The sequence below is a fragment of the Promicromonospora kroppenstedtii genome (genome assembly GCF_044389675.1).
In the GTDB taxonomy this organism is placed as follows: domain Bacteria; phylum Actinomycetota; class Actinomycetes; order Actinomycetales; family Cellulomonadaceae; genus Promicromonospora; species Promicromonospora kroppenstedtii.
Genome location: NZ_JBIRYI010000016.1, coordinates 70,469 through 96,027, shown reverse-complemented (window position 1 = coordinate 96,027; position 25,559 = coordinate 70,469). Strand labels below are relative to the sequence as shown.

Below are 25,559 nucleotides of genomic sequence, written 5' to 3'. Positions count from 1 at the left end.
CACGTCTCAGCCCTTCAGCAGGTTGACGTCGTCGACCGAGGCCGAGCGGCGGGTACGGAAGATCGTCACGATGATGGCGAGGCCGACGACGACCTCGGCGGCGGCGACGACCATGACGAAGAAGGCGAGCACCTGGCCGGTCAGGTCGCCGTGCATCCTGGCGAAGGTGACGAAGGCGAGGTTCGTGGCGTTGAGCATGAGCTCCACACCCATGAAGACGACGATCGCGTTGCGGCGCAGCAGCACGGTCGTGGCTCCGACGGCGAAGAGCACGGCGGCCAGGACCACGTAGTTGGTGATGTCCATCAGGCCTCTCCCTCACGCGTTCCGGTCGAGCGGGACCCGCCGACCTGGGCCTGGGTCTCGACGAGCTCGGTGCCCGGCGCGTGCGGGGCCGCCTTCTCCTGGCCGCGGATGCGCAGCACCCGCGACACCGACTGCGGCACCTGCTCGCCGTCCGGCCCGAGCGCGGGCGTGTCCATCGCGTTGGACGTGGCGTAGACGCCCGGCGACGGCAGCGGGGTGAGCACCACGCCGTCCGGCAGGGCGCGGATCCGCGCGTCGGCGACGGCGCGCTGGTCCTGCTTGGGCGTGAGCCGGCGCCGGTGGGTGAGCACGAGCGCGCCCACGGCGGCCGTCACGAGCAGCACGCCCACGGCCTCCATGGCCAGCACGTAGTCGGCGAACAGCACGCGGGCCAGGCCCTGCGGGTTCGCGACGCCGCCCGGGTCTCCCCCGTTCAGCCCGACCGCGGGCGGGAACGCCGCGCGCCCGACCACGCCGCCCAGGACGATGGCGAGGCCGATGCCGATGAGCAGGCCGATCCAGCGCTGCCCGCGGATGGTCTCGGTGAGCGAGTCCGACGCGTCGACGCCCACGAGCATCAGCACGAACAGGAACAGCATCATCACCGCGCCCGTGTACACGACCACCTGCACGACGCCGAGGAACGGCGCCTCCTGCGCGATGTACAGGATGGCCATGCTGACCATGACGAACACGAGGCACATCGCCGCGTGCACGGCCCGCTTGACGAACAGCAGGCCCAGCGCGGCGAGCACCATGAGCGGCGCGATCACCCAGAACAGGACGGTCTCGCCGCCGGAGATCTCCAGCCCGGCGGGGGTCATGCCGTCACCCCCGGGCGGCCGGAGCCGGCCGCGTCGCTCGCCAGCACGCGCACGGAGCCCACGGCGGCGGCGCCCGCGGACTTCTCGGCGGCCCCCGGACCCTCGTCGGGCCGCAGCTCGTGCTGCCGGGGCGTCGGCGCGGGCGCGCGGCCCGAGGCGACGGCGTCGGCGGCGTCGAGCGTCTCGTCGTCGGGCCGGTGCTCCCGGACCCAGTCGACCTGGGCCGCTGTCGGGCCCAGCACGTCACCGCTGTAGTAGTTGGTGTCCGTGGTGCCCTCGACCATGGGGTGGGGCGCGGCGAGCATGCCTTCCGAGAGCGGGGCCAGCAGGTCCTGCTTCTCGTAGATCATGCCGGCGCGCGTCTTGCCGGCGAGCTCGAAGTCGTTGGTCATGGTCAGCGCGCGCGTGGGGCAGGCCTCGATGCACAGCCCGCAGAAGATGCAGCGCAGGTAGTTGATCTGGTAGACGCCGCCGTACCGCTCGCCGGGGCTCATGTGCGCACCCTGCGAGTCGTCCGCGTTGACCTGGAGGCCCGCGTTCTCGGGCAGGTCCGCGTTGGACGCGCCCTCCACGTAGATCGCGTCCGCCGGGCACGCCCAGGCGCACAGCTCGCAGCCGATGCACTTCTCCAGCCCGTCGGCGTACCGGTTGAGCTGGTGACGGCCGTGGAACCGGCGCTGGGTGGGCACCTTCTCGCGGGGGTACTGCTCCGTGACCGTGGGCCTGAACATCGACGACAGCGTCACGCCGAAGCCCGCGACGGGAGCGAACAGCTCCGCGATGGGTCCCGGCTGGGGCCGCAGGGGCTGGTACTCGCCCGACTCTCGCTCACTCACCGTGGACCTCCTTTCCGAACCGCTTGGACGGGGGCAGCTTCTCGCCGGGCAGCGGCGGCACCGGGAACCCGCCGGCGAACGCGTCGACGGGCTCCTTGTCGGCGCCGTCGCCCGGCGGCGCCGCCTTCTTGTCGGGCCAGAACCACATGACCGCGATGAAGACGACGGCGACCCCGATGATCACCGGGACGAACTGCTGGAAGGACATGCCCTGCACGCGCTGCAGCCACTGCACGACGGCGAGCACGACGACCCAGGCCAGCGCGACCGGGATGAGCACCTTCCAGCCGAAGACCATGAACTGGTCGTAGCGCAGGCGCAGCAGCGTGCCGCGCACCCACACGAAGAAGAACATGACGGCCCAGAGCTTCACGAGGAACCAGATGATGGGCAGCCAGCCCTCGTTGAGGGCACCGCCCAGGAACCCGTCGGGCACCGGCGCCCGCCAGCCGCCGAGGAAGAGCGTGACGCACACCGCGGAGACGTTGAGCATGTTGATGTACTCCGCCAGGAAGAACCAGGCGAACTTCATCGACGAGTACTCGGTCATGTAGCCGGAGACCAGCTCGCCCTCGGCCTCTGGAAGGTCGAACGGCAGGCGGTTGGTCTCGCCGATCATCGAGATCACGTAGATCACGAACGCCGGCGCGAGCGGGATGAACCACCAGATCTGCGTCTGGCTGGAGACGATCTGGGAGGTCGACATCGACCCCGCCATGATGAACACGCTCACCAGCGACAGGCCCATCGCGAGCTCGTAGCTGATCACCTGCGCCGTGGACCGGACCGAGCCGAGCAGCGGGTACGTCGATCCCGACGCCCAGCCGCCCAGCACGATGCCGTAGACGCCGAGCGACGCGGCGGCCAGCACGTACAGCACCGCGACGGGGAAGTCGGTGAGCTGCGCCGGCGTGGTCCAGTCGGTCCACGGGAAGGGCAGGCTTGGCCCGAACGGGATCACGGCGAACACGAGCAGCGAGCAGAACACCGAGATCATCGGCGCCAGCAGGTACACGAACCGGTCGGCCCGCGTGACCGTCATGTCCTCCTTGAGCAGGAGCTTCATGGCGTCCGCGAGCGACTGGAGCAGGCCGGCCGGCCCGTGCCAGTTGGGGCCGGGGCGCACCTGCATGCGCGCCACGACCTTGCGCTCGAACCAGATCGCGAACAGCACGCTGGTCAGCAGGAAGACCACGATCAGCACGGCCTTCACGATCGAGGCCCAGATGGTCTCCTGCGAGAAGTCCGCGGCTACGCCGGGCGCGGCCTCGGCCAGCAGCACCGGGTTCATCGGGCGTCTCCTTCCGGCGTGACGGTGACGAGGTCGCCCGCGACCGCCCCGAGCGTGTCGTGCACGCGGGAGCCGGCGGACGCGAGCGGCAGCCAGACCACGCCATCGACCATCCCGTCGGTGACCGCGGCGGGCACCCGGACGGAGCCGCGCGCCGTGCTGACGGTGACCGGGCTGCCGTCGGCGACCCCGAAACCGGCCGCGGTGGCGGCCGACATCCGGGCGACGGCCTGCTTGGCCGTGCCGGCGAGGAACTGCTCGCCCTCCTGGCCGGAGGCAGCGTCGAGCAGGAGCCGCCACGTGGCGAGCACCGCCTGCCCCGGGCCCACGGTGGGCGGTGCGGAGAGCACGTCGCTCTCGATGGTCACCGCCTCGCCCTCCCACGCGCCCTGGGTCAGGGCGATCGCGAGGTGCGCCTCGGCGGGCGACGCCGCCTGCAGGTCGACCCCGAGCTGCTGCGCCAGCACGTGCAGCACGCGGTGGTCGGGCAGCGCGCTCGACTCGAGCGCCGCGGCGAAGGACCGCACGCGGCCCTCCCAGTTCCAGTACGAGCCGGCACGCTCCACGGGCGGGGCGACCGGGAGCACGACGTCGGCCCGCTCGGTCACCTCCGAGGCACGCACCTCGACGCTCACGACGAACCCGCCCCGGGCCCGCGCCGCGTCCAGCGCTGCGCGGGCGGCAGCCGGGTCGGGCAGGTCCGCGAGCTCGACGCCGCCCACGATCACGCCGCTCAGGGCACCCGAGGCGAGCGCCCCGAGGATGCCCGCGGTGTCGCGGCCGGGCGTGGCCGGCAGCTCGGCGCCCCAGGCCCGGGCCACCTCGGCCCGCGCCGTGGCGTCGGCGACCGGGCGGCCGCCGGGCAGCAGGCCCGGCAGCAGGCCGGCCTCGACGCCTCCGCGCTCGCCCGCACGCCGCGGGACCCACGCGAGCCGAGCGCCCGTGGCCTCGGCGAGCCCGAGGGCCGCGGTGTACGCGCCGGGCGAGCCCGCGAGGCGCTCGCCCACCAGGATCACGGCGCCCGGCCGGGCCAGGGCGCTCGTGTCGATGTCCGTCGTCGGCGCGTCGGCCGGGAGCAGGCCGCCGCCGAGGCTGGTGGTCAGGCTGGTCAGCCACTCGGCCTCGGTGCCGGGGGCCGCCGGGAGCAGTGTGCCGTCCAGCCGGGTCAGGCCGCGGGTGGCGTAGGGGGCGATCGAGAAGACCTTGGTGCCGGCCTTGCCGCGCGCGCCCTTGCGCAGCCGCAGGAACGTGATGCCGGCCTCCTCCTCGGCCTCCAGGCCGACGAGCAGCACCGCGGGCGCCTGCTCCAGGTCGCCGAAGGTGACGCCCACGCCCGAGCCGGCCACGACACGGCCCAGGAACGCGGCCTCCTCGGCGGAGTGCACGCGCACCCGCTGGTCCACGTCGTTGGTGCCGAGCACCGTGCGGGCGAACCGCGACCAGGCGAACGCGTCCTCGACGGTCAGGCGGCCGCCGGGCAGCACACCCACACCGCCGTTGTCGCGAGCCGCGGCCAGGCCGGCCGCCGCGATCTCCAGGGCCTCGACCCAGGACGCCGGGCGCAGCTCGCCGTTCTCGCGCACCAGCGGCGTGGTGATGCGGTCCGGCGCCGTCTGCCACGTGAAGGCGAAGCGGTCCTTGTCGGTGATCCACTCCTCGTTGACCACCGGGTCCTCGCCGGAGAGCCGGCGCAGCACCTGGCCGCGGCGGTGGTCGATGCGGATCGCCGAGCCGCACGAGTCGTGCTCGGCGATGCTCTCGCTGCTGACCAGGTCGAACGGGCGCGACCGGAACCGGTAGCCCGCGCCCGTCAGGGCACCCACCGGGCAGATCTGCACGGTGTTGCCCGAGTAGTAGGACGAGAACGGCCGCCCGGACGTGTCCGTCGTGGCCTCCCCGACCGGACGGTCCACGGGACCGGTGGACGACTCCGCGCCGGCGAACCCGAGCACGTCCTCGTCGAACCGGCCGATCTGCTGGTGCGCGCCACGGTCCTGCAGCGCGATGAACGCGTCGCCCGCGATCTCCTCGCTGAACCGGGTGCAGCGCTGGCACAGCACGCAGCGCTCACGGTCCAGCAGGATCTGCGTGGACAGCGCGATCGGCTTGGGGAACGTGCGCTTGACGTCGGTGAACCGGGAGTCGGCACGGCCGTTGCTCATCGCCTGGTTCTGCAGGGGGCACTCGCCGCCCTTGTCGCAGACCGGGCAGTCCAGCGGGTGGTTCATGAGCAGCAGCTCCATGACCCCCTGCTGCGCCTTGTCGGCCACGGCGGAGGTGTGCTGCGTCTTGACCACCATGCCGGGCGCGACCGTCATGGTGCACGAGGCCTGCGGCTTCGGCATGGGCCGCACGTTGCCCTCGCGGTCCGGCATGGCGACCTCGACGAGGCACTGCCGGCACGCGCCGGCAGGGGCCAGGAGCGGGTGGTCGCAGAACCGCGGGATCTGGATGCCGGCCTGCTCGGCGGCGCGGATGATCAGCGTGCCCTTGGGGACGCTCACCTCCGTGCCGTCGATCGTGAAGGTGACCAGCTCGACCGGGGCCGCCTCGGCCTTCGGGTTGTTCGTCGTGACGGTCATCGGTGACCTCCCGCGCCGGCGCCCGTGAGGGCACCCGGTGTCCGTGTCTTGGGGGTGTACGGGAACAGCGCCGACGCGCTCGGGTCGAACGGGCAGCCGTGCCCGTCGATGTGCGCCTGGTACTCGTCCCGGAAGTGCTCGATGCTCGACGTGACCGGCGAGACCGCGCCGTCACCCAGGGCGCAGAACGCCTTGCCCAGGATGTTGTCGCACAGGTCGACCAGCAGCTCGAGGTCGCCGTCCTGACCCTCGCCCGACTCGATGCGGTGCAGCACCTGCTTGAGCCAGTAGGTGCCCTCGCGGCACGGCGTGCACTTGCCGCAGGACTCGTGCGCGTAGAAGTCGGTCCACCGGGACACGGCCCGCACCACGCAGACCGTCTCGTCGAAGATCTGCAGCGCGCGCGTGCCGAGCATCGAGCCCGCCGCGCCCACCGACTCGTAGTCGAGCGGGGTGTCGAGGTGGTCCTGCGTGAAGATCGGCGTCGACGAGCCGCCCGGGGTCCAGAACTTCAGCTCGTGCCCGGCCCGGATGCCGCCCGAGAGCTCGAGCAGCTCGCGCAGCGTGATACCGAGCGGCGCCTCGTACTGGCCGGGCGTGGTGACGTGCCCCGACAGGGAGAACAGGCCGTGGCCCTGCGACTTCTCGGTGCCCATCGAGGAGAACCAGTCGGCGCCCCGGGCCACGATGGCCGGGACGGAGGCGATGGACTCCACGTTGTTGACCACCGTGGGCCGCGCGTACAGGCCGGCCACCGCGGGGAACGGCGGCTTGAGCCGCGGCTGGCCGCGCAGGCCCTCCAGCGAGTCGAGCAGCGCCGTCTCCTCGCCGCAGATGTAGGCGCCCGCGCCGGCGTGCACCGTGACGTCGAGGTCGAAGCCCGAGCCCTGGATGTTCTTGCCCAGGTAGCCCGCCTTGTACGCCTCGTCGACGGCGTTCAGCAGCCGCCGGTAGACGTGCAGCACCTCGCCGCGCACGTAGATGAACGCGTGGTCGCAGCCGATCGCGAAGCTCGTGATCGCCACACCCTCGATCAGGTGCTGCGGGCTGGCGAGCATGAGCGGGATGTCCTTGCAGGTGCCCGGCTCGGACTCGTCCGCGTTGACGACCAGGTACCGCGGGCCGCCGTCGGGCGGGGGCAGGAAGCCCCACTTCATGCCCGTGGGGAAGCCCGCGCCGCCGCGGCCGCGCAGGCCGGAGTCCTTGACGGCCTGGACCAGGGCGGCCGGCTCCATCGTCAGGGCCTTCTTCAGGCCGGCGTAGCCGCCGTTGCGCTCGTACGTGGCCAGCCGCCAGGAGCGGTCCTTGTCCCACGTGTCGGTGAGCACCGGTGTGAGGTTCACTTCGCGTCCTCCCCGGGCTTCTTGTCCTTGCCGGTCTCGGTGTCGGACGACGTCGCCGGCTTGCGCTCGGCGCTCGACCCCGGCGTGCCCACGGGTGGGCTCGTCTCGCCGGCGGCACCGCCGCCGGTCTCGGCGGGCTCGGCCCGCGAGGGCGACTCCGGCGCCGTCCAGCCGCGCTCGCGGGCGACCTTGAGCCCGGCCAGCGTGGGCTCGCCGGCGCCCGTGCCCTCGTCGGCGCGGCCGTCGGGGAACCCGGCCAGGACCCGGCTCATCTGCTTGAACGAGCAGACGGACGCGGCGCCGCGGGTCGGCACGACGTCCTCGCCCAGGATCAGCTTGTCCGCGAGCGCCGTCGCCGTCTCGGGGGTCTGGTTGTCGAAGAACTCCCAGTTGACCATCACGACGGGCGCGTAGTCGCAGGCGGCGTTGCACTCGATGCGCTCCAGCGTGATGGCGCCGTCGTCGGTGGTCTCGTCGTGGCCCACGCCGAGGTGGTCGCTGAGCTCGTCGAAGATGGCGTCGCCGCCCATGACGGCGCACAGGGTGTTGGTGCACACGCCCACGGTGTAGGTGCCGTTGGGGTGCCGCTTGTACTGGGTGTAGAAGGTGGCGACGGCGGAGACCTCGGCGGCCGTGATGCCGAGCATCTCGGCGCAGAACAGGATGCCGTCGCGGCTGACGTACCCGTCGACCGACTGCACGAGGTGCAGCATGGGCAGCAGCCCGGACCGGGGGTCCGGGTAGCGCGCCATGATCGCCGTGGCGTCGGCGGTCAGGGACGCCACGGTGTCGGCGTCGTAACCGGTCTTCGTGGCCGCCTGCGGATCTGCGGTCATCGGTCCACACCTCCCAGCACGGGGTCCAGGGACGCGACGGCGACGACGACGTCGGCCACCTGGCCGCCCTCGCACATCACCGACGTGGCCTGGAGGTTGTTGAACGAGGGGTCGCGGAAGTGCGCGCGGTAGGGGCGGGTGCCGCCGTCGGAGACGACGTGCACGCCGAGCTCGCCGCGCGGGTGCTCCACGGTCTGCCAGGCCTGGCCCACGGGGACGCGGAAGCCCTCGGTGACCAGCTTGAAGTGGTGGATCAGGGCCTCCATGGAGGTGCCCATGATCTTCTTGATGTGCTCCAGGGAGTTGCCCTGGCCGTCGCCGCCGACGGCGAGCTGGGCGGGCCAGGCGATCTTCTTGTCGGCGACCATGACGGGCTCGCCCTCGGTGCGGTCGAGCCGCTCCAGGGCCTGCTCGATGATCTTCAGCGACTGGTAGCACTCCTCGATGCGGAGCACGACCCTGTCGTAGCAGTCGGCGCCCTTCGAGGTGGGCACGTCGAAGTCGTAGGTCTCGTAGCCGCAGTACGGGTTGTCCTTGCGGACGTCGTACGGCAGGCCGGTGGAGCGCAGCACGGGCCCGGTGATGGCGAGCGCCATGCAGCCGGAGAGGTTCAGCACGCCGACGTTGGTCAGGCGGGCCTTGAAGATCGGGTTGGCGAGCATGAGGTCGCCGAGCTGCTTGAGGTAGCCGCGCACCTTCTTGAGGGCCTCGCGGGCCTGGGTGGTGAAGCCCTCCGGTGTGTCCACGGCCACGCCGCCGGGGCGGATGTAGGCGTGGTTCATGCGCAGGCCCGTGACGGCCTCGAAGAGCCGCAGGATCTCCTCGCGGGCGGTGAACCCGATGGTCATGACGGTGGTGGCGCCCATCTCGTTGCCGCCGGTGCCGACGCAGACCAGGTGGGAGGCGATGCGGTTGAGCTCCATCATCAGGACGCGGATCACGCTGGCGCGCTCGGGCACGTCGTCGGTGATGCCCAGCAGCTTCTCGACGGCGAGGCAGTAGGCGGCCTCCTGGAACAGGGGCGCCACGTAGTCCATGCGGGTGCAGAACGTGGTGCCCTGCGTCCAGGTGCGGAACTCCATGTTCTTCTCGATGCCCGTGTGCAGGTAGCCGATACCGGCGCGGGCCTCGGTGACGGTCTCGCCGTCGATCTCCAGCATCAGGCGCAGCACGCCGTGCGTGGACGGGTGCTGGGGGCCCATGTTGACGACGATCCGCTCCTCGCCGATCGCCTCGCGCGCGATGTCGTCCCAGTCGCCGTCGCCGTAGGCCTCGAAGGCCCGCACGGTGGACGACATGTCCTCGTTCCCGGCGGCCCGGGTGGCGTGGGGTGCAGTGGTGGGAGCGCTCATCAGTAGCTCCTCCTCGTGTCCGGCGGGGGCACCGTGGCGCCCTTGTACTCGACGGGGATGCCGCCGAGCGGGTAGTCCTTGCGCTGCGGGTGGCCCACCCAGTCGTCCGGCATCTCGATGCGTGTCAGGGCGGGGTGGCCGTCGAACACGATCCCGAAGAAGTCGAAGGTCTCGCGCTCGTGCCAGTCGTTGGCCGGGTACACGGACGTGGTGGACGGGATGTGCGGGTCCGCGTCGGGCGCGGCGACCTCGAGCCGCAGCCGGCGCGAGTGCGTGACCGACGTCAGGTGGTAGACGGCGTGGAGCTCCTTGCCCGCGTCGTGCGGGTAGTGGACGCCGCTGACGCCGAGGGACAGCTCGAACCGCAGGTCCTGGTCGTCGCGCAGCGCCTGGCAGACGGCCACGAGGTGCTCGCGGGCCACGTGCAGGGTGAGCTCCACCTGGCGCGCGTCGGGGCTGTCCGCGCCGTGCAGGTCCACGACCACCTTCTCGACCGCCTGGTCATAGGTGGGCCCGCCGACGCGGGCGCCGTCCGCCAGCACCTCGGCCAGGACGTCGACCACCTGGTCGAACCAGCTCCCGTAGGGGCGGGGCGACGCCGCGGGCATCGCCACGGGCGTGACCAGGCCGCCGTAGCCGGACGTGTCGCCCGAGCCCTGGACCCCGAACATGCCCTTCTTCACCTCGACCACCTCGAAGGTGGCCGCGCCCTCCGGGGGCGTCAGGGCCGAGCCCTGGTCGCCGCCCGGCGTGACGTCGCTCATCGCAGCAGGCCCTTCATCTCGAAGGTGGGGGTGGCCTCCATCGCGGCCGCCTCGGCGGCGCGCGCCGCCTCGATCCGGTTCACGCCGAGCGGCGCGTTCTGGATGTGGTCGTGCAGCCCGAGGATCGCGTTGATCAGCATCTCCGGGCGCGGCGGGCAGCCAGGCAGGTAGATGTCGACCGGGACCACGTGGTCCACGCCCTGCACGATCGCGTAGTTGTTGAACATCCCGCCCGACGACGCGCACACGCCCATGGAGAGCACCCACTTGGGCTCGCTCATCTGGTCGTACACCTGGCGCACCACCGGGGCCATCTTCTGGCTCACCCGGCCCGCGACGATCATCAGGTCCGCCTGGCGCGGCGAGGCGCGGAACACCTCCATGCCGAACCGCGACAGGTCGAACCGCGACGCGCCCGCCGCCATCATCTCGATGGCGCAGCAGGCCAGGCCGAACGTCACCGGCCACACCGAGGCCTTGCGCAGGTACCCCGCGAGGTCCTCGATCGTCGTCAGCAGGAAACCTGACGGCGCTTCCTCGACACCCATGTCCCCTCCTTGCTGCCGGGCCCCGCCCGGCGTCGCTGCCCGACGCCGGGAGGCGCCGCGCGTGAAGTCGCTGTCAGACCCAGTCGAAGCCGCCGCGGCGCCACTCGTAGACGAACGGGACGGTGATCAGCGCCAGGAACGCCAGCATCGCCACCAGCCCGAACGTCGCGAGCGTCGTGAAGTCCACGGCCCACGGGTAGAGAAAGACGACCTCGATGTCGAAGACGATGAATGTCATCGCCACCAGGTAGTACTTGATGGGCAGGCGCCCGCCACCCACCGCGTGCGGCGTCGGCTCGATGCCGCACTCGTACGAGTCGAGCTTGGCGCGGTTGTACCGCTTGGGGCCGATGATCGCGCTCGCGGCGACCCCGCCGAGCGCCAGGACCGCCCCGATCGCCATCAGGATCAGGATGGGTACGTAGGGATTCATGCTGTGCCCTTCGTGGACGACGTGCCCTTCATGGACGTGATGCTCATGCGCTCGGGACCACCCTGGTCAGCCCCGCGATGACGCGGTCGACCCAGTCGCCGCCGTGCGGCTCGTAGCAGTCGGACAGGAGCTTGAGCGTGAACTGCATGACGACCTTGCGCGGCAGCCCGTACCGGACGCAGACACGCATGATCTCGGGGTGCTCGATGAGCCGCACGAACCAGCGGCCCAGGGTGTAGTAGCCGCCCAGGTCGGCCCGCATACGGTCCGCGTAGGTGGCGAGCGTGGCCTCGCGCGCCTCGTCGCTCGCGCGGTGCCGGGCCTGGCTGATCGCCTCGGCGGCGACCCGTCCGGCCTGCAGGCCGTACGCGATGCCCTCGCCGTTGAACGGGCTCACCATGCCGGCGGAGTCGCCGGCCAGCAGCACGCCGTCCGCGTACAGCGGGCCGCGGTTGTAGCCCATGGGCAGGGCCGCGCCGCGGATCGGGCCGCGCTCGGGCTCGTGGACCAGGTCCCAGCCCTCGGGCGCGCTCTTCTCCAGCCACGTCTCCATGAGCCGCCGGTAGTCGATGCCGGCCGCCGACTGCCGCGCCGGGGTCGAGGACACGCTGCCGAGACCCACGTTCACGGTGCCGTCACCGAGCGGGAAGATCCAGCCGTAGCCCGGCAGCAGGTTGCTCCTGCCCGGCTCGCCGTCCCACAGCTCGAGGTGCGACTCCATGAACGGGTCGTCGTGGCGCGGGGTGCGGTAGTAGGCGCGCACCGCGGTGCCCATCGGGCGGTCGTCGCGGCGCTCGCGGCCCACGGACAGCGCGAAGCGCGAGCTGACGCCGTCGGCGGCCACCACGACGGGGGCGCGCAGCTCCTTGACCGGGCCCTCGGCGCGGCCGCGGGCGTCCAGCGGCTGGGCGGTGACGCCGACGACGCGGCCGTCGTCGTCCCGCAGCGGGCCGGTGACCTTGGTGCGCTGCAGGAGCTTGGCGCCGCTCGCCTGGGCGTGCTGCGCGAGGGTGTGGTCCAGGCCCATCCGGGTCCGGGCCATGCCGTAGCCCGGGTAGGTCGTCAGGGCGGGCCAGTCCAGCTCGTAGGAGCGGCCGCCGCCGTGGACGCGCAGGCCGCGGTTGCGGATCCAGCCGTCCTCCTGGCGGGTCGGCACGCCCATGCGGACCAGCTCCGCGACGGCGCGCGGCGTGAGGCCGTCGCCGCAGATCTTGTCGCGGGGGAACTCGCCCTTCTCGAGCAGCAGCACGTCGAGCCCCGCGGCCGCGCACCAGTGCGCGGTGGACGAGCCGGCCGGACCGGCGCCCACCACGATGACATCCGCGTCGTCGCGTATCGCTCTTCGCACGTTCACCCCCGTTGGGAACCCGCTGCCTGGTCGTTGCTGACCTGCTGTGCGGGGTTCGGCAAGGGCTTCATGACAAGCCCTTGTGAACCCTGTCACAACACCGACACCCTAGCCACACTTAGGGGGGATTGTGTAGGAAGGTTCCCCTTACTTGGGGAGGCCACCGGCGCGCAGGACCGCGAGGTCGTGACTTTGCATCGAGATCGGTCCAGCGTTGGACCGATCTCGATGCAAAGTCACGACCTCGCGGAAGGACTACGGGAGGGTCAGGCCGCGCGGACCGCCCGGTGCAGCGCCACGATGCCACCCGACACGTTGCGGTAGGCGGCGTGCTCCCACCCGGCCTCCAGCATCAGCTTCGCGAGATCGACCTGGTCGTGCCACCCCCGGATGGACTCCGCCAGGTAGTCGTAGGACCCCTTGTCCCGGGTCACGGCGTTCGCCACCACGGGCAGCGCGCGCATCAGGTACTCCTGGTAGACCTTCCGGAACGGGGCCCAGGTCGGGGTGGAGAACTCGCAGATCACGATCCGGCCGCCCGGCCGCACCACGCGCCGCATCTCCTTCAGCGCCGCGCTCGTGTCCACGACGTTGCGCAGGCCGAAGCTGATCGTCACGGCGTCGAACGACTCGTCCGCGAACGGCAGCCTGGTGGCGTCGCCCGCGACGAACGGCAGGTCCGGACGACGCCGCTTGCCCACCTGCAGCATGCCGATCGAGAAGTCGGACGGGACCACGAAGGCGCCGTCGGCCGCGAAGGGCTCACTGCTGGTGCCGGTGCCCGCGGCGAGGTCGAGCACGCGCTCGCCCGGCATCGCGGCGACCGCCTCGACCGTGAGGCGACGCCAGCGGCGGTCCTGCCCCATCGAGATGAGGTCGTTCGTCAGGTCGTAGCGGGCAGCGATGCCGTCGAACATCGACGCGACCTCGGCCGGCTTCTTCTCCAGGCTTGCACGGGACATAGCCGCCATCGTTTCACGCCGCAGGGTCGCCCGGGCGTTACGGACCACCCGCTGTGACCTCCCTTACCGACGGCAGGCGCCCGGGGCCCGCGCGCTTATGCTGAAAGCGATGATCGCTTCACCTTCCGGCGGCACCCCCGGCACACCCACCGGCTCCCCCTCCGGCATCAGCGTGTACGACTCCTGGCCGGCCGAGGCGCCGACCACGTCCGACGAGGCGCCGCCCGGCGCTCCGAACGGCCCGCTGCTCGTGGTGCGGACCGTGGCGACGGACGACCTGCCCGGCACGCCGACGGCGCTCGTCGACCGGCTGCCCGACACCAACGCGCTCGCCTGGGTACGGCACGGCGACGGGCTCGTGGGCTGGGGCGAGGCGCTGCGGTTCGAGACCTTCGGCCCCGGCCGGTTCGCCGACGCCGACGAGGCGTGGCGCCAGGTGCTCGACAACGCCGTGGTGCACGACGACGTGAACCTGCCCGGCAGCGGCCTGGTCGCGTTCGGCAGCTTCGCGTTCGACGACGTCTCCCCCGGGGACGAGGCCGAGGACCCCGCGCGGGCGAGCGGCGTGCTGATCGTGCCGCGCGTCGTCGTCGGACGGCGGGGCGAGCGGACCTGGATGACCACGATCTCCCTCGTGGGCGACCGGTCCGCGCCCGTGGGCGAGGACCTGCTGTCCGCCTACCCGCGGCAGCCGGTCACCGAGCCGGGCCGCGTGACGCTGGCCGACGGCGCCGTCGGCGCGGCGGACTGGCCCGCCGTGGTGGCCGAGGGCATCGCCCGGATCCAGACCGGCGAGCTGGAGAAGGTGGTGCTCGCCCGCGACGTCGTGGCGACCGCCGAGCACCCGCTGGACACCCGGCACCTGCTGGGCCGCCTGGCGTCCGCGTACGACGCCTGCTGGGCCTTCAGCGTGGACGGCATGGTGGGCGCGACGCCGGAGCTGCTGGTGCGCAGCGAGAAGGGACTGGTGGCCTCCCGCGTGCTGGCCGGCACGATCCGGCGCGAGCACGGCATGGCGGACGCCGACGACGCCGACCTGCTGCGCGCGGCCCAGCTCGCCAGGTCCTCCAAGGACCTGGAGGAGCACGAGTTCGCGGTGCGCTCCGTGGCCGCCGCCCTGGAGCCCTACTGCTCCTCGATGAACGTGCCCGAGGCGCCGTTCGTGCTGCACCTGCCGAATGTCATGCACCTCGCCACCGACGTGACCGGCGTCCTGACCGACCAGCGGGGCGGGCGCGCCCCGTCGTCCCTGTCGCTGGCCGCGGCGCTGCATCCGAGCGCGGCCGTGTGCGGCACGCCGACGACCGCCGCGCGCAGCCTGATCCGCGAGATCGAGGGGCTGGACCGCGCCCGGTACGCGGGTCCGGTGGGCTGGGTCGGCGCGGACGGTGACGGCGAGTGGGGCATCGCCCTGCGGTCGGCGGAGATCTCCGCGACCGACCCACGGCACATCAGGCTGTTCGCGGGCTGCGGCATCGTCGCGGCGTCGGACCCGCAGGCCGAGCTGGCCGAGTCCGAGGCCAAGCTGGAGCCCATGCGCTACGCCCTGGGCACGGTGTCCTGACCGCCAGTTGAGTCACCCACACCCGTTGAGTGCTGGATATTTGTTGGTCGGAGGGGGTTCCGGCGACAAATAGCCAGCACTCAACGAGTGGCGGCGGTCAGGGGGTGCCCGCCGTCGGGCCCTTGCCGATCGGGCGGGCCGGGTCGCCCCAGACCTGCTCGCGGAAGTGGTCCCACACCTGCCGGTCGGACGTCGCGCCGATGAAGCCCATCCGCGCGTCCGTGGCCGTCAGCAGGATCTCGATCAGCGAGGCGCCCTCGAGCACCTTGGTCGCGACCTCCAGGAGGTCCTGGCCGTCGGGCAGGTTCGCGTGGATCGACGACACGTACATGTGTGCGTCGCCCTCGAGCGACACGGAGTCCGCCCGGGTGTCCGTGCCCGCGACCGTGCCCTTGTCGTAGGCGTACGACTTGAGCCAGAAGCCGTCGACGACCACCTTGTCGGCCGAGATCTTGATGGCGTCGCGCCGTGTGCCGTCATTCTTGACCGGCACGTTCGCCAGGCCGATCCCGTTGATGCCGGTGAGCGGGATGGTCAGGTCGCGGCTCTCCAGGTCGGCGGGGAGCGAGAAGACGGAGCCGTCCTCCTTGGCGCCGCACTGGCCGGGCAGGTCGACGTTGAGGTCGTACTTGCCGCCGAAGCTCACCTTCACGCAGGTGCCCAGCTCGGTGTGCAGGGCCTCCTCGATCGTCGCCTGCGGGTCGATCTCGCCGCAGGGGTCGCTCGGGGCCTCGTCGGCGGCGTCCGCGGGGACCTCGCCGTCCTGCGTGGGCTCCTGGCACTCGGGCTCGTCGCCCTCGTCCGCCGCGCCCTTGCCGCCATTCTCGTCCTTGCCGCCGGAGCCGGAGCCTGCATCGTCGGCCGGGTCGGTCCCGCCGCCGGTGACGTCGTCGACCGCGTCGCCGACCGGGTCCTCGTCCTCCCCCGCGGTCTCGGACGCGCTGGGCGACGGCGTGGGCGACGCGGACGGCTCGGCGTCCCCCTCGTCGCACGCCCCGAAGACCACGCACCAGAACGAGTCGTCCTGCCCGGCCTCGGCGCCCGACGTCGAGGCCGGCAGGCTCATGCCACCGACCGCCATCGCGCCCGCCACGACCACGGCCGCGGACTTCTGCGAGAGGGCGCGTAGCGCGCCGCTGAGCGACTCCGCCCCTGGGGTCGCCCCGGTGTCGGTCCCGGATCCGGGGGCGGACGACGGGGCGGCGTCCGGCTCCGGGGCGGCGTCCGGCTGCGGGGCGCCGGTGGCGGGCGTCGCGGACCTCGTGTCCGGGGCCGCGTCGTCCGGCTGCGCCTGCTCGTCCGCCGCCCCAGCCGCGGCCGGGGAGGCCTCGGCCTCAGGATCCTCAGCGGCGTCGGGCTCCTCCGCCGGAGCGGTCGCGTCCGCCGTGCCGGACTCCTCCTCGGGTGCCCAGGACACGACGATGATGCCGCCGACCACGCCGAGCAGGAACCCCACGACCCAGCCGCCGAGGTTCACGCCGGCGATCGAGTAGACGGAGATCGCCAGCGAGATCACGCCGTAGAAGATCCGGTGCACCGGCTGGGCGATCACCAGGACCCCGAGCAGCACGAGCGCGAGCGGCAGGATCGTGGCCTGCGCGCCCTCGACCCCGAACTGCAGCACGATGTTCATGCCGAGCTGGTCCAGCTTGATGGGGCCGGACAGGAGCATCTCCAGGCCCGCGAGAACTACCAGCACGCCCCCGGCGAACGGCCGCTGCCGGCGCCAGGGGCCGAAGTCCCTGCGCCAGTCGGCGAACCTCGCGCGAAGTCCGGGGCGGCCGGCGTCCGCCGGGCCGTCACCCGGACTCAGAAGCACTCGGTGCCGTCCGTGATCTTGAGGCTGAGGTCCGTCAGCTGGAAGACGGCGGCCTGCGTGCTCCACGACACCTGCTGGAGACCGTCGATGTCGATCGAGTCGGAGTCCATGGCGAAGTCGCCGGCGTCGCCCTTCTTGGTCGTGTTGACCGTCGATGCGTCCACGCCGATGCGGATGTTCTTGAAGATCGCGGTGCCCGACAGGTCGTTCATACCGATCTGCAGGTCGGTGGCCTTCGCGGGCTCGTCACCGGTGCCCGCGGAGATCAGCAGGCCGACCTTGCCGAGCGGGGTGTCCTGCACGACCGACTGGCAGAGGTTGAAGAGCTTCGCGTCCTTGATGTTGGCGATGGCGGCCGGGTGCTGCGTGCCGTCCGAGGCGGTCGCGACGCCCGCGTACTGCGAGAAGCCCACACCCTCGAGCTTGTCGGCGCCGATCTTGAACTGGCTGCCGGAGATGGCGAACGAGACGGGCACGGCGCCCTGCGCGACCCCGCCCAGCAGGATGCTGGCGGCAACGGTGACCGGGATGACGGCAAGGGCCACGCGACCCTTACGCGTCCCCGTGAGCTTGCTGAGCTTCATTGGTTTTCCCCTTGTGCCAATGTGAGGGCGACGGCATCGTCGTCCCGCCGCGACGTTAGCGCGACTACTGACTCACCGTCAATTGACTCGCTGACGGCGGCGCAAAGCTTGCCGGATATGCTCGACGCATGGCAACAGCCCGACGCACGCGACTCCGTCCGGAGGAACGCCGCAACCAGCTCGTCGCACTGGGTGTCGCAACTCTTGCGGACCGCCCGTTGGCCGAGGTGACCGTCGAGGAGATCGCCGCCGAGGCCGGTGTCTCGACGGGGCTCGTGTACTACTACTTCGGCTCCAAGAACGGCCTGCACCACGAGATCGTGCGCCGCGCGCGCGACTCCATGCTCCACGCCTCGGAACCCAAGCCGGAGCTCCCGCCCGCCGAGCGCCTGGCCAACACGCTGAGCCAGCTCGTCGCGTACGTCCGGGAGCACGGACCCACCTTCTACTCGCTCGTGCGCGGCGCGGCCAGCGGCGACGAGGAGGTGCGGGCCGTGATCGAGGACGCGCGGCGCCAGCAGACCGAGCGCGCGATGGCCGTGCTGCTGGAGCTGGGCGTGGAGGAGACCGAGCTCCTGCGAATCGCGGTCCGGTCCTGGGTGGCCCTCGCGGAGCAGGCCCTGGTCGACGGCGGCATCAACTCCGACCTGGCCGACGACGAGCTGGTCGGCTACCTCGAGCGCAGCCTGGGCGGCGTCGTCGCCGCCGTGGTGCCGGGTGCCGCGGAGGCCCTGTTCGGGGCACCTGCCAAGGCCTGAGCCCGTCGGGGCTCAGAGGGCCTTGACCATCAGCAGGCAGGGGTCGTCGGCCCACAGGTCGGGGAACTCCTCGACCGGGTGGAAGCCGCAGGCGCGGTAGAAGGCCCGGGTCTGGTCGAACCCCGGGTCGTACGCCGACGGCCCCAGCGTCTTCACGCTCAGGAGCCGCACCCCCTGGGCGCGGAGGTCTTCCTCGACGCGCGCCATGAGAGTGCGCCCGATGCCGGCCCGGTGGTGCTTGCGGCGCACCGCGAGCAGGTGCACCTCGGCCGACGTCGGATAACGCTGGTCCAGGAGCAGCACACCCAGCACGTCGTCGGCCGGGATGGCGCCGCCGTCGACCCCGGGATCCTCGGTCGCGACCGCCACGTAGTTGGGGAACCTGGCCGCGGCGTCGACGTACTCGTGCGTGAACCTGTCGATGCCGAACCATTCCGGCAGCTCCTCGAGGATGTCGTGCGCGGCATCCGACCGGCCGAGGGTCCTGACCACGGTGTATGTCCCAGACACGCGGATCAAAATAGTCCGGACGGGCGAAGTTCACCCGTCGAACGCGAATATGGCGGCGGCACGGACCCGCAGGACGCGAACGAGGCGGGGCAGGACGCCGTTCCGCGTCCTGCCCCGCCCCGCTGCTCTCCCGCCAGGGCACTCCCCCGAGGGAATGGAGAGGGTCAGCCCTGGTTGTCGAAGAACTGCTGCAGCCAGTCCGGGATGTTGTTCGGGTTGGTCTGGTCCGAACCCGAGCCCGAGCCGTCCTGCTGGCCCTGGTCCTGGCCCGGCAGCTGGCCCTGCTGGTCCTGCGAGGAGGTGGCCGCCTCGTCCTTGACCGCGAGCGTGACCGTGATCTCCTGCGTCTTGCCGTCGCGGACCACGGTCAGCACCGACTTGGCACCGGCCTCCTTCTCCCGGACGAACGCCGTGAGCGACTCCGGGCTGTTGACCGCCGACCCGTCGATCGCGACGATCACGTCGCCCTGCTTGATGCCGGCCTTGCCGGCCGGCGAGTCGGCGACGACGTCCTCGACACCCGCGCCGCGTCGGGTGACACCGTCCGCCGTCGCGGTGGCGTCCGACATCGAGACGCCGAGGAAGGCGTGCTGAGCGGTGCCGTTCTCCTTGAGCTGGTCGCCGATCTGCGACGCCAGGTTGCCCGGGATCGCGAAGCCCAGGCCGATCGAGCCGGAGCTGCTGGACGCCCCGCCACCACCGCTCGACAGCGTCGCGATCGAGGACGTGATGCCGATGACCTCGCCCGACGCGTTGAACAGCGGACCACCCGAGTTGCCCGGGTTGACCGCGGCGTCGATCTGGATCGCGTTGGTGACCACCTGGTCGGACCCGTCCTCGGCGCTGGCCGTGACCGGGCGGTCCAGGGCGGACACGATGCCGGTCGTGGCGGTGTTCGCCAGGCCCAGCGGGTTGCCGAGCGCCATCACGGGCTCGCCCACCACCACGTTGTCCGAGTCGGCGAACTTGGCCGGCTTGAGGTCCGACGGCGGGTCGGTGAGCTGGACGACGGCGAGGTCGGTGGTCGGGTCGGTGCCGACGATCTTGGCCTCGTACACGCTGCCGTCGCTGAGCGTGACCTGCACGGTCTGCGCCCCGGAGACCACGTGGTTGTTGGTCAGGATGCGGCCCTGGCTGTCGAGCACGACGCCGGAACCCTCAGCGCCACCCGCCTGGGTCTGCACCTGGATGGACACCACGGACTGCTCGACGGCAGAGGTGACCGCCGTCCAGTCCGGGTTCTCCACCGTGGAGCTCTTCACCGGGACGGTCTGGCTGTTCGACTGACCGACGTCCGCGAGGGAGGCGCCGTTGTCCGCACCTCCGGTCAGCGTGATCAGGCCCGCCGTACCCGCGCTGGCCAGCACCGCGGCGGCCGCGGCCGCGGCGACCACGGGAACCCAGGTGCGGTTCCTGGTCCGGGGCTCGGCCGCGACCGTCGCGGGGGCCGAGTACGGGTTGACGTAGGCCGGGGACGGGCCTGGGCCGGCGCCGGGGGCCACGGTCTGCAGCGGGGTGGTGTGGTGCTGCTGGGGCTGGGCCGGGAGCTGCGCGGCCGGGAGCTGCGCGGGCTGGTGCTGCTGCGCGGGCTGGTGCTGCTGCGCAGGCTGGTGCTGCTGCGCGGGCTGGTGCTGCTGCGCGGGCTGGTGCTGCTGGGCGGGCTGGTGCTGCGGCGCGTGGTGCTGCGCCGCGGGGTCCTGCGGAGCGTGCTGCGCACGGGCGGCCTGGGCGGGCGTGACACCCGGCGCGGGAGCCGGAGCCGGGCTCGGTACCGGCGCCGCGGCCGGGGCGGGCGTGGCCCCCTGCGGCTGCGCGGCGTCGGGCTGCGCTCCCTGCGGCGTCGCGCCGTGGTCCGGCGTCGGTACGGGAGCCGTCGACTGCGCGGGGGTCGCGGACTGCTCGGCGCCCGCGCTCGGGACGGGAGCCGAACCGGCGACCGGCAGCTGCTCGGTGGGCTGCGTACCGGACGGCTGCTGCTCCGGCTGCGGCGTGGTGCTGTTCTGGTCGGTCATCGTGACCCTCCTTGAAGTCAGAACTAGTTGACACCCCGTTCCTTGTCCCACGCTTAAACGAGTCTGTGAGTTCCCTGCATATCCCGAGACCGCGCTGAGCGCCGGGTCTCCGCCCTGCCGAGCCGCCCGGAAGGCTGCCCGGCAGGGCGGAGGACCGCCACTCAGCCGAGGCCGGTGCGGATCCGATCAGCCAGGGTGTGTACCTCCGCCAGGCGGTCGACGCGCGGGACGCGCACCTCGATCACCTGGACGCCGTGGCTCGGCGCCTGCAGCGCGTGCCGCAGCGTCGGCACGTCCTTGACGAGCTGGTGGTCCACCCCGTAGCCCGCGCACAGCTGCGCCAGGTTCGCGCCGTGCGGCGTACCGAACACCCGCTCGAAGGTGGCGCTCGCGGCGTCGCCGGTCGCCGCCAGCGCGCCGTGCTCCAGCGTCGCGAAGATCGACCCGCCGTCGTCGTTCACCACCACGATCTCCAGGTCGACCGGCGGTTCGTCGGGCCCGCGGAGCAGGCCGCCGACGTCGTGCAGGAACGTGAGGTCGCCCAGCAGGGCGCGCGTGCGCAGCCCGCGCCGCGCGGCGGCGAGCGCCACGCCGACGGCGGTCGACACGGTGCCGTCGATGCCCGCCAGGCCGCGGTTGGCGAGGACGGCGGGGCCGGGGCCGTCGAGGCCCAGCACGAGCTCGAGGTCGCGCACCGGGTTGGACGAGCCAACGACGAGCAGGTCGGCGGGGCCGAGCACGCGGGCCACGGCACGAGCCACCGACAGCGCGGTCGGGCCGCCGAGCACGGCGTCGTCGCTGGTCGCCTCGTCGAGCACGATCGCGGCCGACGCCCCGGCGGCCTGCCATCGCTCCAGGAACGGCGTGGTCGGCCGCTCGGCAGGCTCGAACCAGACGGGCGCGAGGCCCGGGAGCACGACGGCGGCGTTGCGGGCGGCGTCGGGCCACGGGCCCGCGCCGGGAGTGACCACGGTCACCGCGACGGACGGGCGGCCCAGCAGCCGCTGCACCGGGCGCGAGAGCGTGGGGCGTCCGAGCACCACCACGTGCTCGATGCCGCCGGCGAGCTCGTCGGCGCCGAGCAGCATCCGGTAGCCGGCGATCGCGTTGGGCCCGCCCGTCGCGCCCGACGACGGCTCGGCGAACAGCGGCCAGCCCTGCGCCTCTGCGAGCTGCCTGGCCTCGGGTCCGGCGTCGTCGCCCGCGACCACGACCGTACGCTCCGGGTCGCCGGGCAGCGCGGGCGAGCCGAGGTGCTGGTGCACGGCGGGCACGACCAGCGGCGCGTCGGGCTTCGGGTGCCCCTCGTCGGCGTCGCGCGCGGGCAGCCCGGGCAGCGGGGCCGACGGCGCCAGCGGGTCGCGGAACGCGAGGTTGAGGTGCACCGGGCCCGGGTGCCCGGACCGGAACCCGAGTGCGGCGGCGACCGCGCGACCGGCGACGCTCCGCAGGTCGCGCAGCGCCGCCGCGGCGTCGTCCTCGCCGGCCGGGGCGACGGGCGCGGGGACGTCCACGGCGTAGCGCACCGCGGAGCCGAAGATGCCGACCTGGTCGGTGGTCTGCGACGCGCCGGTCCCGCGCAGCTCGTGCGGCCGGTCGGCGGTGAGCAGGATCAGCGGCAGACCCGCGTGGTTCGCCTCCAGCACCGCGGGGTGCAGATTCGCGACGGCCGTCCCCGAGGTGGTGACGACGGCGACCGGCGCACCCTCCGCGCCCTTGGACAGGCCGAGCGCGAGGAACCCCGCGTCGCGCTCGTCGATCCGGACGTGCAGGGTGAGGTGCCCGGCGTCGGCGGCCTCGGCGAGCGCGTACGCGAGCGGGGCGCTGCGCGAGCCGGGCGCGAGCACGGCGTCGCGCACACCCCGGCTGACCAGGTCGGCGATCAGGGCGCGGGCGGTGGCCACGGCGGGCGGGATGGTCATGCGTCCTCCAGGATCCGGATCAGGCGGTGGTACCGGTCGAGCCAGCGCCGCGTGGTCGCCTCGTCGGCGGCCGCGGCCGCGAGCGCCTCGGGCGACGGGGCGGGGCGGCGCACGGGGAGCGCGCCGCCCGTGGGCAGCAGCGGCTGGGCGACGACGTCGTGCGTCAGGAGCTGCGACGTCGCGAGGCCGCACGCGTACGGGAGCTCGGGCAGCGCGGCGGCCAGCGCCACGCCGGCGGCCAGCCCCACGGAGCTCTCCAGCGCGGACGAGACCACGACGGGCAGGCCGACCTGCTCCGCGAGGTCGAGGCAGGCGCGGACGCCGCCGAGGGGCTGGACCTTGAGGACCACGATGTCGGCGGCCTCCTGGCGCACCACCCGCATGGGGTCGGAGGCGCGACGGATGGACTCGTCGGCGGCGACGGGCACGTCCTGCTTGCGGCGCACCAGGGCCAGCTCGTCGACGTCGGCGCAGGGCTGCTCGACGTACTCCAGCCCGCCGGCGGCGCGGTCGATCTCGGCGAGGTGGGCCAGGGCCTCGTCGGGGGTCCAGGCGGCGTTGGCGTCGACGCGGATGGCGCCGTCGGGCCCGAGGGCGTCGCGGACGGCGGCGACGCGCTCCGCCTCGGCGGCCACGGGTTCGAGGGTGCCGTCGGGGCCGCGCTGGGCGACCTTGACCTTGGCGGTGCGGCAGCCGCCGGAGGCCAGCACGATCTCACGTGCCCGTTCGGGGCCGACGGCGGGGACGGTCACGTTCACGGGGACGCTGTCGCGGACGGCCTCGGGCCAGCCGGTGAAGGCTGCCTCGTGCGCGGCGCGCAGCCAGGTGGCCGACTCCTCGTCGTCGTAGTCCCAGAACGGGGACAGCTCGCCCCAGCCGGCGGGGCCGCGGAGCAGGACGCCGTCGCGCACGTCGATCCCGCGAAAGCGGGTCCGCAGGGGCGTGGACCAGACAAGAGGTTCACCGATCAGCAGCACGGGTCCAGGCTATCGACCCGCCCGCCCCACGGCCGGGGCCGGTCTCCTGAGGTGACGCCAGCAGGCCCCGGAGGCCGTCCCGGTGCTCCCGACGGTCAGATCCGGCCTGCCGAACGGGAGTCAGTCCGACGTTCGCACGGCTTCGTCGTCGCGGTGCGCGCCGTAGAAGTCCGACTGGCGGCGCATGAGCTCGCGCATCGTCACGTCCCGGCCCACCCCGTAGACCGTGCCCGGGAAGTCGAGCTCGCGCTGGATCGCCCAGATCTCCTCGTGGCGGTCCGGGGACAGGACCGTCGCCGGGTCGCCCACGGCCACCCAGCCGATCGGGACGACCTGCCCCGGGGCGATCCTCGTGTTGACCTGCACCACCCCGTTGATGCGCACCTCCGCGCCGGCACCGATGACGCTGCCGGGGAACAGGGAGGCACCGGTCGCGACGAAGACCTCGTCCTCGACGGTGCTGCCGTTGATGTGAGCGTGCGGGCCCACCAGCACCGCGGAGCCGATCCGGGCGGGGTGATCCGCACGGCCCCGGACCAGGGCGTTCTCCATCACCACCGTGTCCTCGCCGATGACGACGGCGCCGTCCTCGGCGGTGAGGACCGCGCCGTGCAGGATCCTGGCCCCGGCGGCGATGCGGACGTCGCCCACGACGGTCGCCGACGGGGCGACGTACGCGGACGGGTCGACCGACGGTTCGAGACCGCGATGACGAACGAGCATGTGGGGCTCCTCTCTTCGCGATCACCCTAGGGCCGCGCGCAACCACGAGCAGCATGCTTCGCCCTTCGCCCTTCGCCCCTGAGGTTCTGTTCGGACCGCGAGCCTCTGCCCGTAGGCAAGGGCTTGAAACGTCGCAACATCGTGGCTCGAACAGAACCTCGGGAAGTCGGCCGGCGGCAACGGCAGCGACACCGACGTCGCGCCGCGCACCGGACACCTGGCCGCGGCAACCACTGAGCGCTCGGCGCCGTCTCGCCGAACTAGGCTGGGCCGCGTGAGCACGAGCACCGAACTCCCCCGTCAGGTCTCCGAGACGTTCGACCCGCAGCGCTGGCGCACGGTCGCCGGGTTCGAGGACCTGACCGACCTCACCTACCACCGCGGCGTCGACCGCAGCGGCCCCGAACCGCGCGACCTGCCGGTGGTGCGCATCGCGTTCGACCGCCCGGAGGTGCGCAACGCGTTCCGCCCGCACACGGTGGACGAGCTGTACCGGGTCATGGACCACGCCCGCATGACGTCCGACGTCGGCACGGTGCTGCTGACCGGCAACGGCCCCTCCCCCAAGGACGGCGGCTGGGCGTTCTGCAGCGGCGGCGACCAGCGCATCCGCGGCCGCGACGGCTACCGCTACGCCGAGGGGGAGAACGCGGACTCGATCGACCCCGCCAAGGCCGGGCGCCTGCACATCCTGGAGGTGCAGCGCCTGATGCGGACCATGCCCAAGGTCGTGGTCGCGGTCGTGGACGGCTGGGCCGCCGGCGGCGGGCACTCGCTGCACGTCGTGGCCGACCTCACGGTCGCCTGCCGCGAGCACGGCAAGTTCAAGCAGACCGATGCCGACGTCGGCTCGTTCGACGCCGGGTACGGCTCCGCCTACTTCGCCCGCCAGCTCGGGCAGAAGCGCGCCCGCGAGGTCTTCTTCCTCGCCCGCGAGTACTCCGCCGACGACGCCGAGCGCTGGGGCTCCGTCAACGAGGTGGCCGAGCACGAGGACCTGGAGGGGCTGGCGCTGGAGTACGCGCGGATCATCGCCGGCAAGTCGCCGCAGGCCATCCGGATGCTCAAGTTCGCGTTCAACGCCGCCGACGACGGCATCGCCGGCCAGCAGGTGTTCGCGGGTGAGGCGACGCGGCTGGCGTACATGACGGACGAGGCGGTCGAGGGCAAGGAGGCGTTCCTGGAGCGCCGCGACCCGGACTGGTCGGCGTTCCCCTACTACTACTGACGCGGCGCACCCCCGCGGGTCGGGTTGTCCGCCGGAC

At 72.6% G+C, this 25,559-nt stretch carries 23 protein-coding genes; 3 read left to right on the top strand and 20 right to left on the bottom strand.

The window, feature by feature from the left end; all coding sequences use genetic code 11:
• Positions 1 to 6: 6 nt before the first annotated feature.
• The 13 genes from nuoK to ACH47X_RS22525 all read right to left on the bottom strand — a co-directional run bounded on the left by nuoK (position 7) and on the right by ACH47X_RS22525 (position 13,425).
• Positions 7 to 306, bottom strand: a complete 300-nt coding sequence (gene nuoK / locus ACH47X_RS22585) for an NADH-quinone oxidoreductase subunit NuoK (protein ID WP_036964528.1) — start codon at positions 304 to 306, stop codon at positions 7 to 9.
• Positions 306 to 1,130: an NADH-quinone oxidoreductase subunit J gene (locus ACH47X_RS22580; protein ID WP_036964527.1), complete on the bottom strand. Its 825-nt coding sequence runs from the start codon at positions 1,128 to 1,130 to the stop codon at positions 306 to 308. Before ACH47X_RS22580 ends, nuoK begins: the two co-directional genes overlap by 1 nt.
• Entirely contained in the window at positions 1,127 to 1,966 is an 840-nt protein-coding gene (gene nuoI, locus ACH47X_RS22575; RefSeq protein ID WP_397407135.1) for an NADH-quinone oxidoreductase subunit NuoI, read from the bottom strand. Before nuoI ends, ACH47X_RS22580 begins: the two co-directional genes overlap by 4 nt.
• Positions 1,959 to 3,257, bottom strand: coding sequence for an NADH-quinone oxidoreductase subunit NuoH (nuoH, locus tag ACH47X_RS22570; protein WP_036971211.1), 1,299 nt, complete (start codon positions 3,255 to 3,257; stop codon positions 1,959 to 1,961). Before nuoH ends, nuoI begins: the two co-directional genes overlap by 8 nt.
• On the bottom strand, positions 3,254 to 5,839 hold the full coding sequence (locus ACH47X_RS22565; RefSeq protein WP_397407132.1) for an NADH-quinone oxidoreductase subunit G: 2,586 nt from the start codon (positions 5,837 to 5,839) through the stop codon (positions 3,254 to 3,256). Before ACH47X_RS22565 ends, nuoH begins: the two co-directional genes overlap by 4 nt.
• On the bottom strand, positions 5,836 to 7,182 hold the full coding sequence (gene nuoF, locus ACH47X_RS22560; RefSeq protein WP_036964526.1) for an NADH-quinone oxidoreductase subunit NuoF: 1,347 nt from the start codon (positions 7,180 to 7,182) through the stop codon (positions 5,836 to 5,838). The genes ACH47X_RS22565 and nuoF overlap by 4 nt, the downstream gene beginning before the upstream one ends.
• Positions 7,179 to 8,018, bottom strand: a complete 840-nt coding sequence (gene nuoE, locus ACH47X_RS22555; protein WP_397407130.1) for an NADH-quinone oxidoreductase subunit NuoE — start codon at positions 8,016 to 8,018, stop codon at positions 7,179 to 7,181. The genes nuoF and nuoE overlap by 4 nt, the downstream gene beginning before the upstream one ends.
• The gene (locus ACH47X_RS22550) at positions 8,015 to 9,370 is read right to left on the bottom strand and encodes an NADH-quinone oxidoreductase subunit D (protein ID WP_397407128.1); all 1,356 of its coding nucleotides are present in this window, start codon (positions 9,368 to 9,370) and stop codon (positions 8,015 to 8,017) included. The genes nuoE and ACH47X_RS22550 overlap by 4 nt, the downstream gene beginning before the upstream one ends.
• Complete coding sequence (locus ACH47X_RS22545) at positions 9,370 to 10,134, bottom strand: NADH-quinone oxidoreductase subunit C (protein ID WP_397407126.1); 765 nt, start codon at positions 10,132 to 10,134, stop codon at positions 9,370 to 9,372. The genes ACH47X_RS22550 and ACH47X_RS22545 overlap by 1 nt, the downstream gene beginning before the upstream one ends.
• On the bottom strand, positions 10,131 to 10,682 hold the full coding sequence (locus ACH47X_RS22540) for a NuoB/complex I 20 kDa subunit family protein (RefSeq protein WP_036971201.1): 552 nt from the start codon (positions 10,680 to 10,682) through the stop codon (positions 10,131 to 10,133). The genes ACH47X_RS22545 and ACH47X_RS22540 overlap by 4 nt, the downstream gene beginning before the upstream one ends.
• Positions 10,683 to 10,755: 73 nt before the next feature.
• Complete coding sequence (locus ACH47X_RS22535; protein ID WP_020016036.1) at positions 10,756 to 11,115, bottom strand: NADH-quinone oxidoreductase subunit A; 360 nt, start codon at positions 11,113 to 11,115, stop codon at positions 10,756 to 10,758.
• A 43-nt stretch (positions 11,116 to 11,158) separates the two neighbouring features.
• Positions 11,159 to 12,463 carry a geranylgeranyl reductase family protein gene (locus ACH47X_RS22530; RefSeq protein WP_142032650.1) on the bottom strand — a complete coding sequence of 435 codons (1,305 nt, stop codon included), beginning with the start codon at positions 12,461 to 12,463 and terminating at the stop codon, positions 11,159 to 11,161.
• Positions 12,464 to 12,729: 266 nt separating this feature from the next.
• Positions 12,730 to 13,425, bottom strand: a complete 696-nt coding sequence (locus ACH47X_RS22525) for a demethylmenaquinone methyltransferase (RefSeq protein WP_142032648.1) — start codon at positions 13,423 to 13,425, stop codon at positions 12,730 to 12,732.
• A 109-nt stretch (positions 13,426 to 13,534) separates the two neighbouring features.
• Here ACH47X_RS22525 and ACH47X_RS22520 point away from each other — a divergent pair, with 109 nt between their 5' ends.
• Positions 13,535 to 14,989, top strand: a complete 1,455-nt coding sequence (locus tag ACH47X_RS22520) for an isochorismate synthase MenF (RefSeq protein ID WP_397407123.1) — start codon at positions 13,535 to 13,537, stop codon at positions 14,987 to 14,989.
• 97 nt (positions 14,990 to 15,086) lie between these two features.
• Here ACH47X_RS22520 and ACH47X_RS22515 read toward each other — a convergent pair whose 3' ends face one another.
• Together ACH47X_RS22515 and ACH47X_RS22510 are read right to left on the bottom strand one after the other, a co-directional pair.
• Entirely contained in the window at positions 15,087 to 16,808 is a 1,722-nt protein-coding gene (locus ACH47X_RS22515) for a DUF6114 domain-containing protein (RefSeq protein WP_397407121.1), read from the bottom strand.
• A complete protein-coding gene (locus tag ACH47X_RS22510) occupies positions 16,799 to 17,392 on the bottom strand; it encodes a DUF6230 family protein (RefSeq protein WP_020016031.1) in 594 nt (197 codons plus the stop codon). Before ACH47X_RS22510 ends, ACH47X_RS22515 begins: the two co-directional genes overlap by 10 nt.
• A 128-nt stretch (positions 17,393 to 17,520) precedes the next feature.
• Here ACH47X_RS22510 and ACH47X_RS22505 point away from each other — a divergent pair, with 128 nt between their 5' ends.
• The gene (locus tag ACH47X_RS22505; RefSeq protein ID WP_036971196.1) at positions 17,521 to 18,150 is read left to right on the top strand and encodes a TetR/AcrR family transcriptional regulator; all 630 of its coding nucleotides are present in this window, start codon (positions 17,521 to 17,523) and stop codon (positions 18,148 to 18,150) included.
• Between the two features lie 12 nt (positions 18,151 to 18,162).
• Here ACH47X_RS22505 and ACH47X_RS22500 read toward each other — a convergent pair whose 3' ends face one another.
• The 5 genes from ACH47X_RS22500 to ACH47X_RS22480 form a co-directional block, all read right to left on the bottom strand.
• Positions 18,163 to 18,660, bottom strand: a complete 498-nt coding sequence (locus tag ACH47X_RS22500; RefSeq protein WP_160158963.1) for a GNAT family N-acetyltransferase — start codon at positions 18,658 to 18,660, stop codon at positions 18,163 to 18,165.
• A 164-nt stretch (positions 18,661 to 18,824) separates the two neighbouring features.
• Positions 18,825 to 20,672: a trypsin-like peptidase domain-containing protein gene (locus ACH47X_RS22495; RefSeq protein WP_397407118.1), complete on the bottom strand. Its 1,848-nt coding sequence runs from the start codon at positions 20,670 to 20,672 to the stop codon at positions 18,825 to 18,827.
• Between the two features lie 161 nt (positions 20,673 to 20,833).
• Positions 20,834 to 22,594: a 2-succinyl-5-enolpyruvyl-6-hydroxy-3-cyclohexene-1-carboxylic-acid synthase gene (gene menD / locus ACH47X_RS22490; protein ID WP_397407116.1), complete on the bottom strand. Its 1,761-nt coding sequence runs from the start codon at positions 22,592 to 22,594 to the stop codon at positions 20,834 to 20,836.
• Positions 22,591 to 23,571, bottom strand: coding sequence for an o-succinylbenzoate synthase (locus ACH47X_RS22485; RefSeq protein ID WP_397407114.1), 981 nt, complete (start codon positions 23,569 to 23,571; stop codon positions 22,591 to 22,593). The genes menD and ACH47X_RS22485 overlap by 4 nt, the downstream gene beginning before the upstream one ends.
• A 120-nt stretch (positions 23,572 to 23,691) precedes the next feature.
• The gene (locus ACH47X_RS22480; RefSeq protein ID WP_397407112.1) at positions 23,692 to 24,294 is read right to left on the bottom strand and encodes a gamma carbonic anhydrase family protein; all 603 of its coding nucleotides are present in this window, start codon (positions 24,292 to 24,294) and stop codon (positions 23,692 to 23,694) included.
• 274 nt (positions 24,295 to 24,568) lie between these two features.
• Here ACH47X_RS22480 and ACH47X_RS22475 point away from each other — a divergent pair, with 274 nt between their 5' ends.
• The gene (locus tag ACH47X_RS22475; RefSeq protein WP_397407110.1) at positions 24,569 to 25,522 is read left to right on the top strand and encodes a 1,4-dihydroxy-2-naphthoyl-CoA synthase; all 954 of its coding nucleotides are present in this window, start codon (positions 24,569 to 24,571) and stop codon (positions 25,520 to 25,522) included.
• The last annotated feature ends 37 nt before the right edge of the window (positions 25,523 to 25,559 follow it).

Bases quoted from the DNA above. Each gene is read 5' to 3' on its own strand.
- nuoK (WP_036964528.1), bottom strand. From the start codon at position 306: ATGGACATCACCAACTACGTGGTCCTGGCCGCCGTGCTCTTCGCCGTC.
- ACH47X_RS22580 (WP_036964527.1), bottom strand. From the start codon at position 1,130: ATGACCCCCGCCGGGCTGGAGATCTCCGGCGGCGAGACCGTCCTGTTC.
- nuoH (WP_036971211.1), bottom strand. From the start codon at position 3,257: ATGAACCCGGTGCTGCTGGCCGAGGCCGCGCCCGGCGTAGCCGCGGAC.
- ACH47X_RS22565 (WP_397407132.1), bottom strand. From the start codon at position 5,839: ATGACCGTCACGACGAACAACCCGAAGGCCGAGGCGGCCCCGGTCGAG.
- nuoE (WP_397407130.1), bottom strand. From the start codon at position 8,018: ATGACCGCAGATCCGCAGGCGGCCACGAAGACCGGTTACGACGCCGAC.
- ACH47X_RS22550 (WP_397407128.1), bottom strand. From the start codon at position 9,370: ATGAGCGCTCCCACCACTGCACCCCACGCCACCCGGGCCGCCGGGAAC.
- ACH47X_RS22545 (WP_397407126.1), bottom strand. From the start codon at position 10,134: ATGAGCGACGTCACGCCGGGCGGCGACCAGGGCTCGGCCCTGACGCCC.
- ACH47X_RS22540 (WP_036971201.1), bottom strand. From the start codon at position 10,682: ATGGGTGTCGAGGAAGCGCCGTCAGGTTTCCTGCTGACGACGATCGAG.
- ACH47X_RS22535 (WP_020016036.1), bottom strand. From the start codon at position 11,115: ATGAATCCCTACGTACCCATCCTGATCCTGATGGCGATCGGGGCGGTC.
- ACH47X_RS22525 (WP_142032648.1), bottom strand. From the start codon at position 13,425: ATGTCCCGTGCAAGCCTGGAGAAGAAGCCGGCCGAGGTCGCGTCGATG.
- ACH47X_RS22520 (WP_397407123.1), top strand. From the start codon at position 13,535: ATGATCGCTTCACCTTCCGGCGGCACCCCCGGCACACCCACCGGCTCC.
- ACH47X_RS22510 (WP_020016031.1), bottom strand. From the start codon at position 17,392: ATGAAGCTCAGCAAGCTCACGGGGACGCGTAAGGGTCGCGTGGCCCTT.
- ACH47X_RS22505 (WP_036971196.1), top strand. From the start codon at position 17,521: ATGGCAACAGCCCGACGCACGCGACTCCGTCCGGAGGAACGCCGCAAC.
- ACH47X_RS22495 (WP_397407118.1), bottom strand. From the start codon at position 20,672: ATGACCGACCAGAACAGCACCACGCCGCAGCCGGAGCAGCAGCCGTCC.
- menD (WP_397407116.1), bottom strand. From the start codon at position 22,594: ATGACCATCCCGCCCGCCGTGGCCACCGCCCGCGCCCTGATCGCCGAC.
- ACH47X_RS22480 (WP_397407112.1), bottom strand. From the start codon at position 24,294: ATGCTCGTTCGTCATCGCGGTCTCGAACCGTCGGTCGACCCGTCCGCG.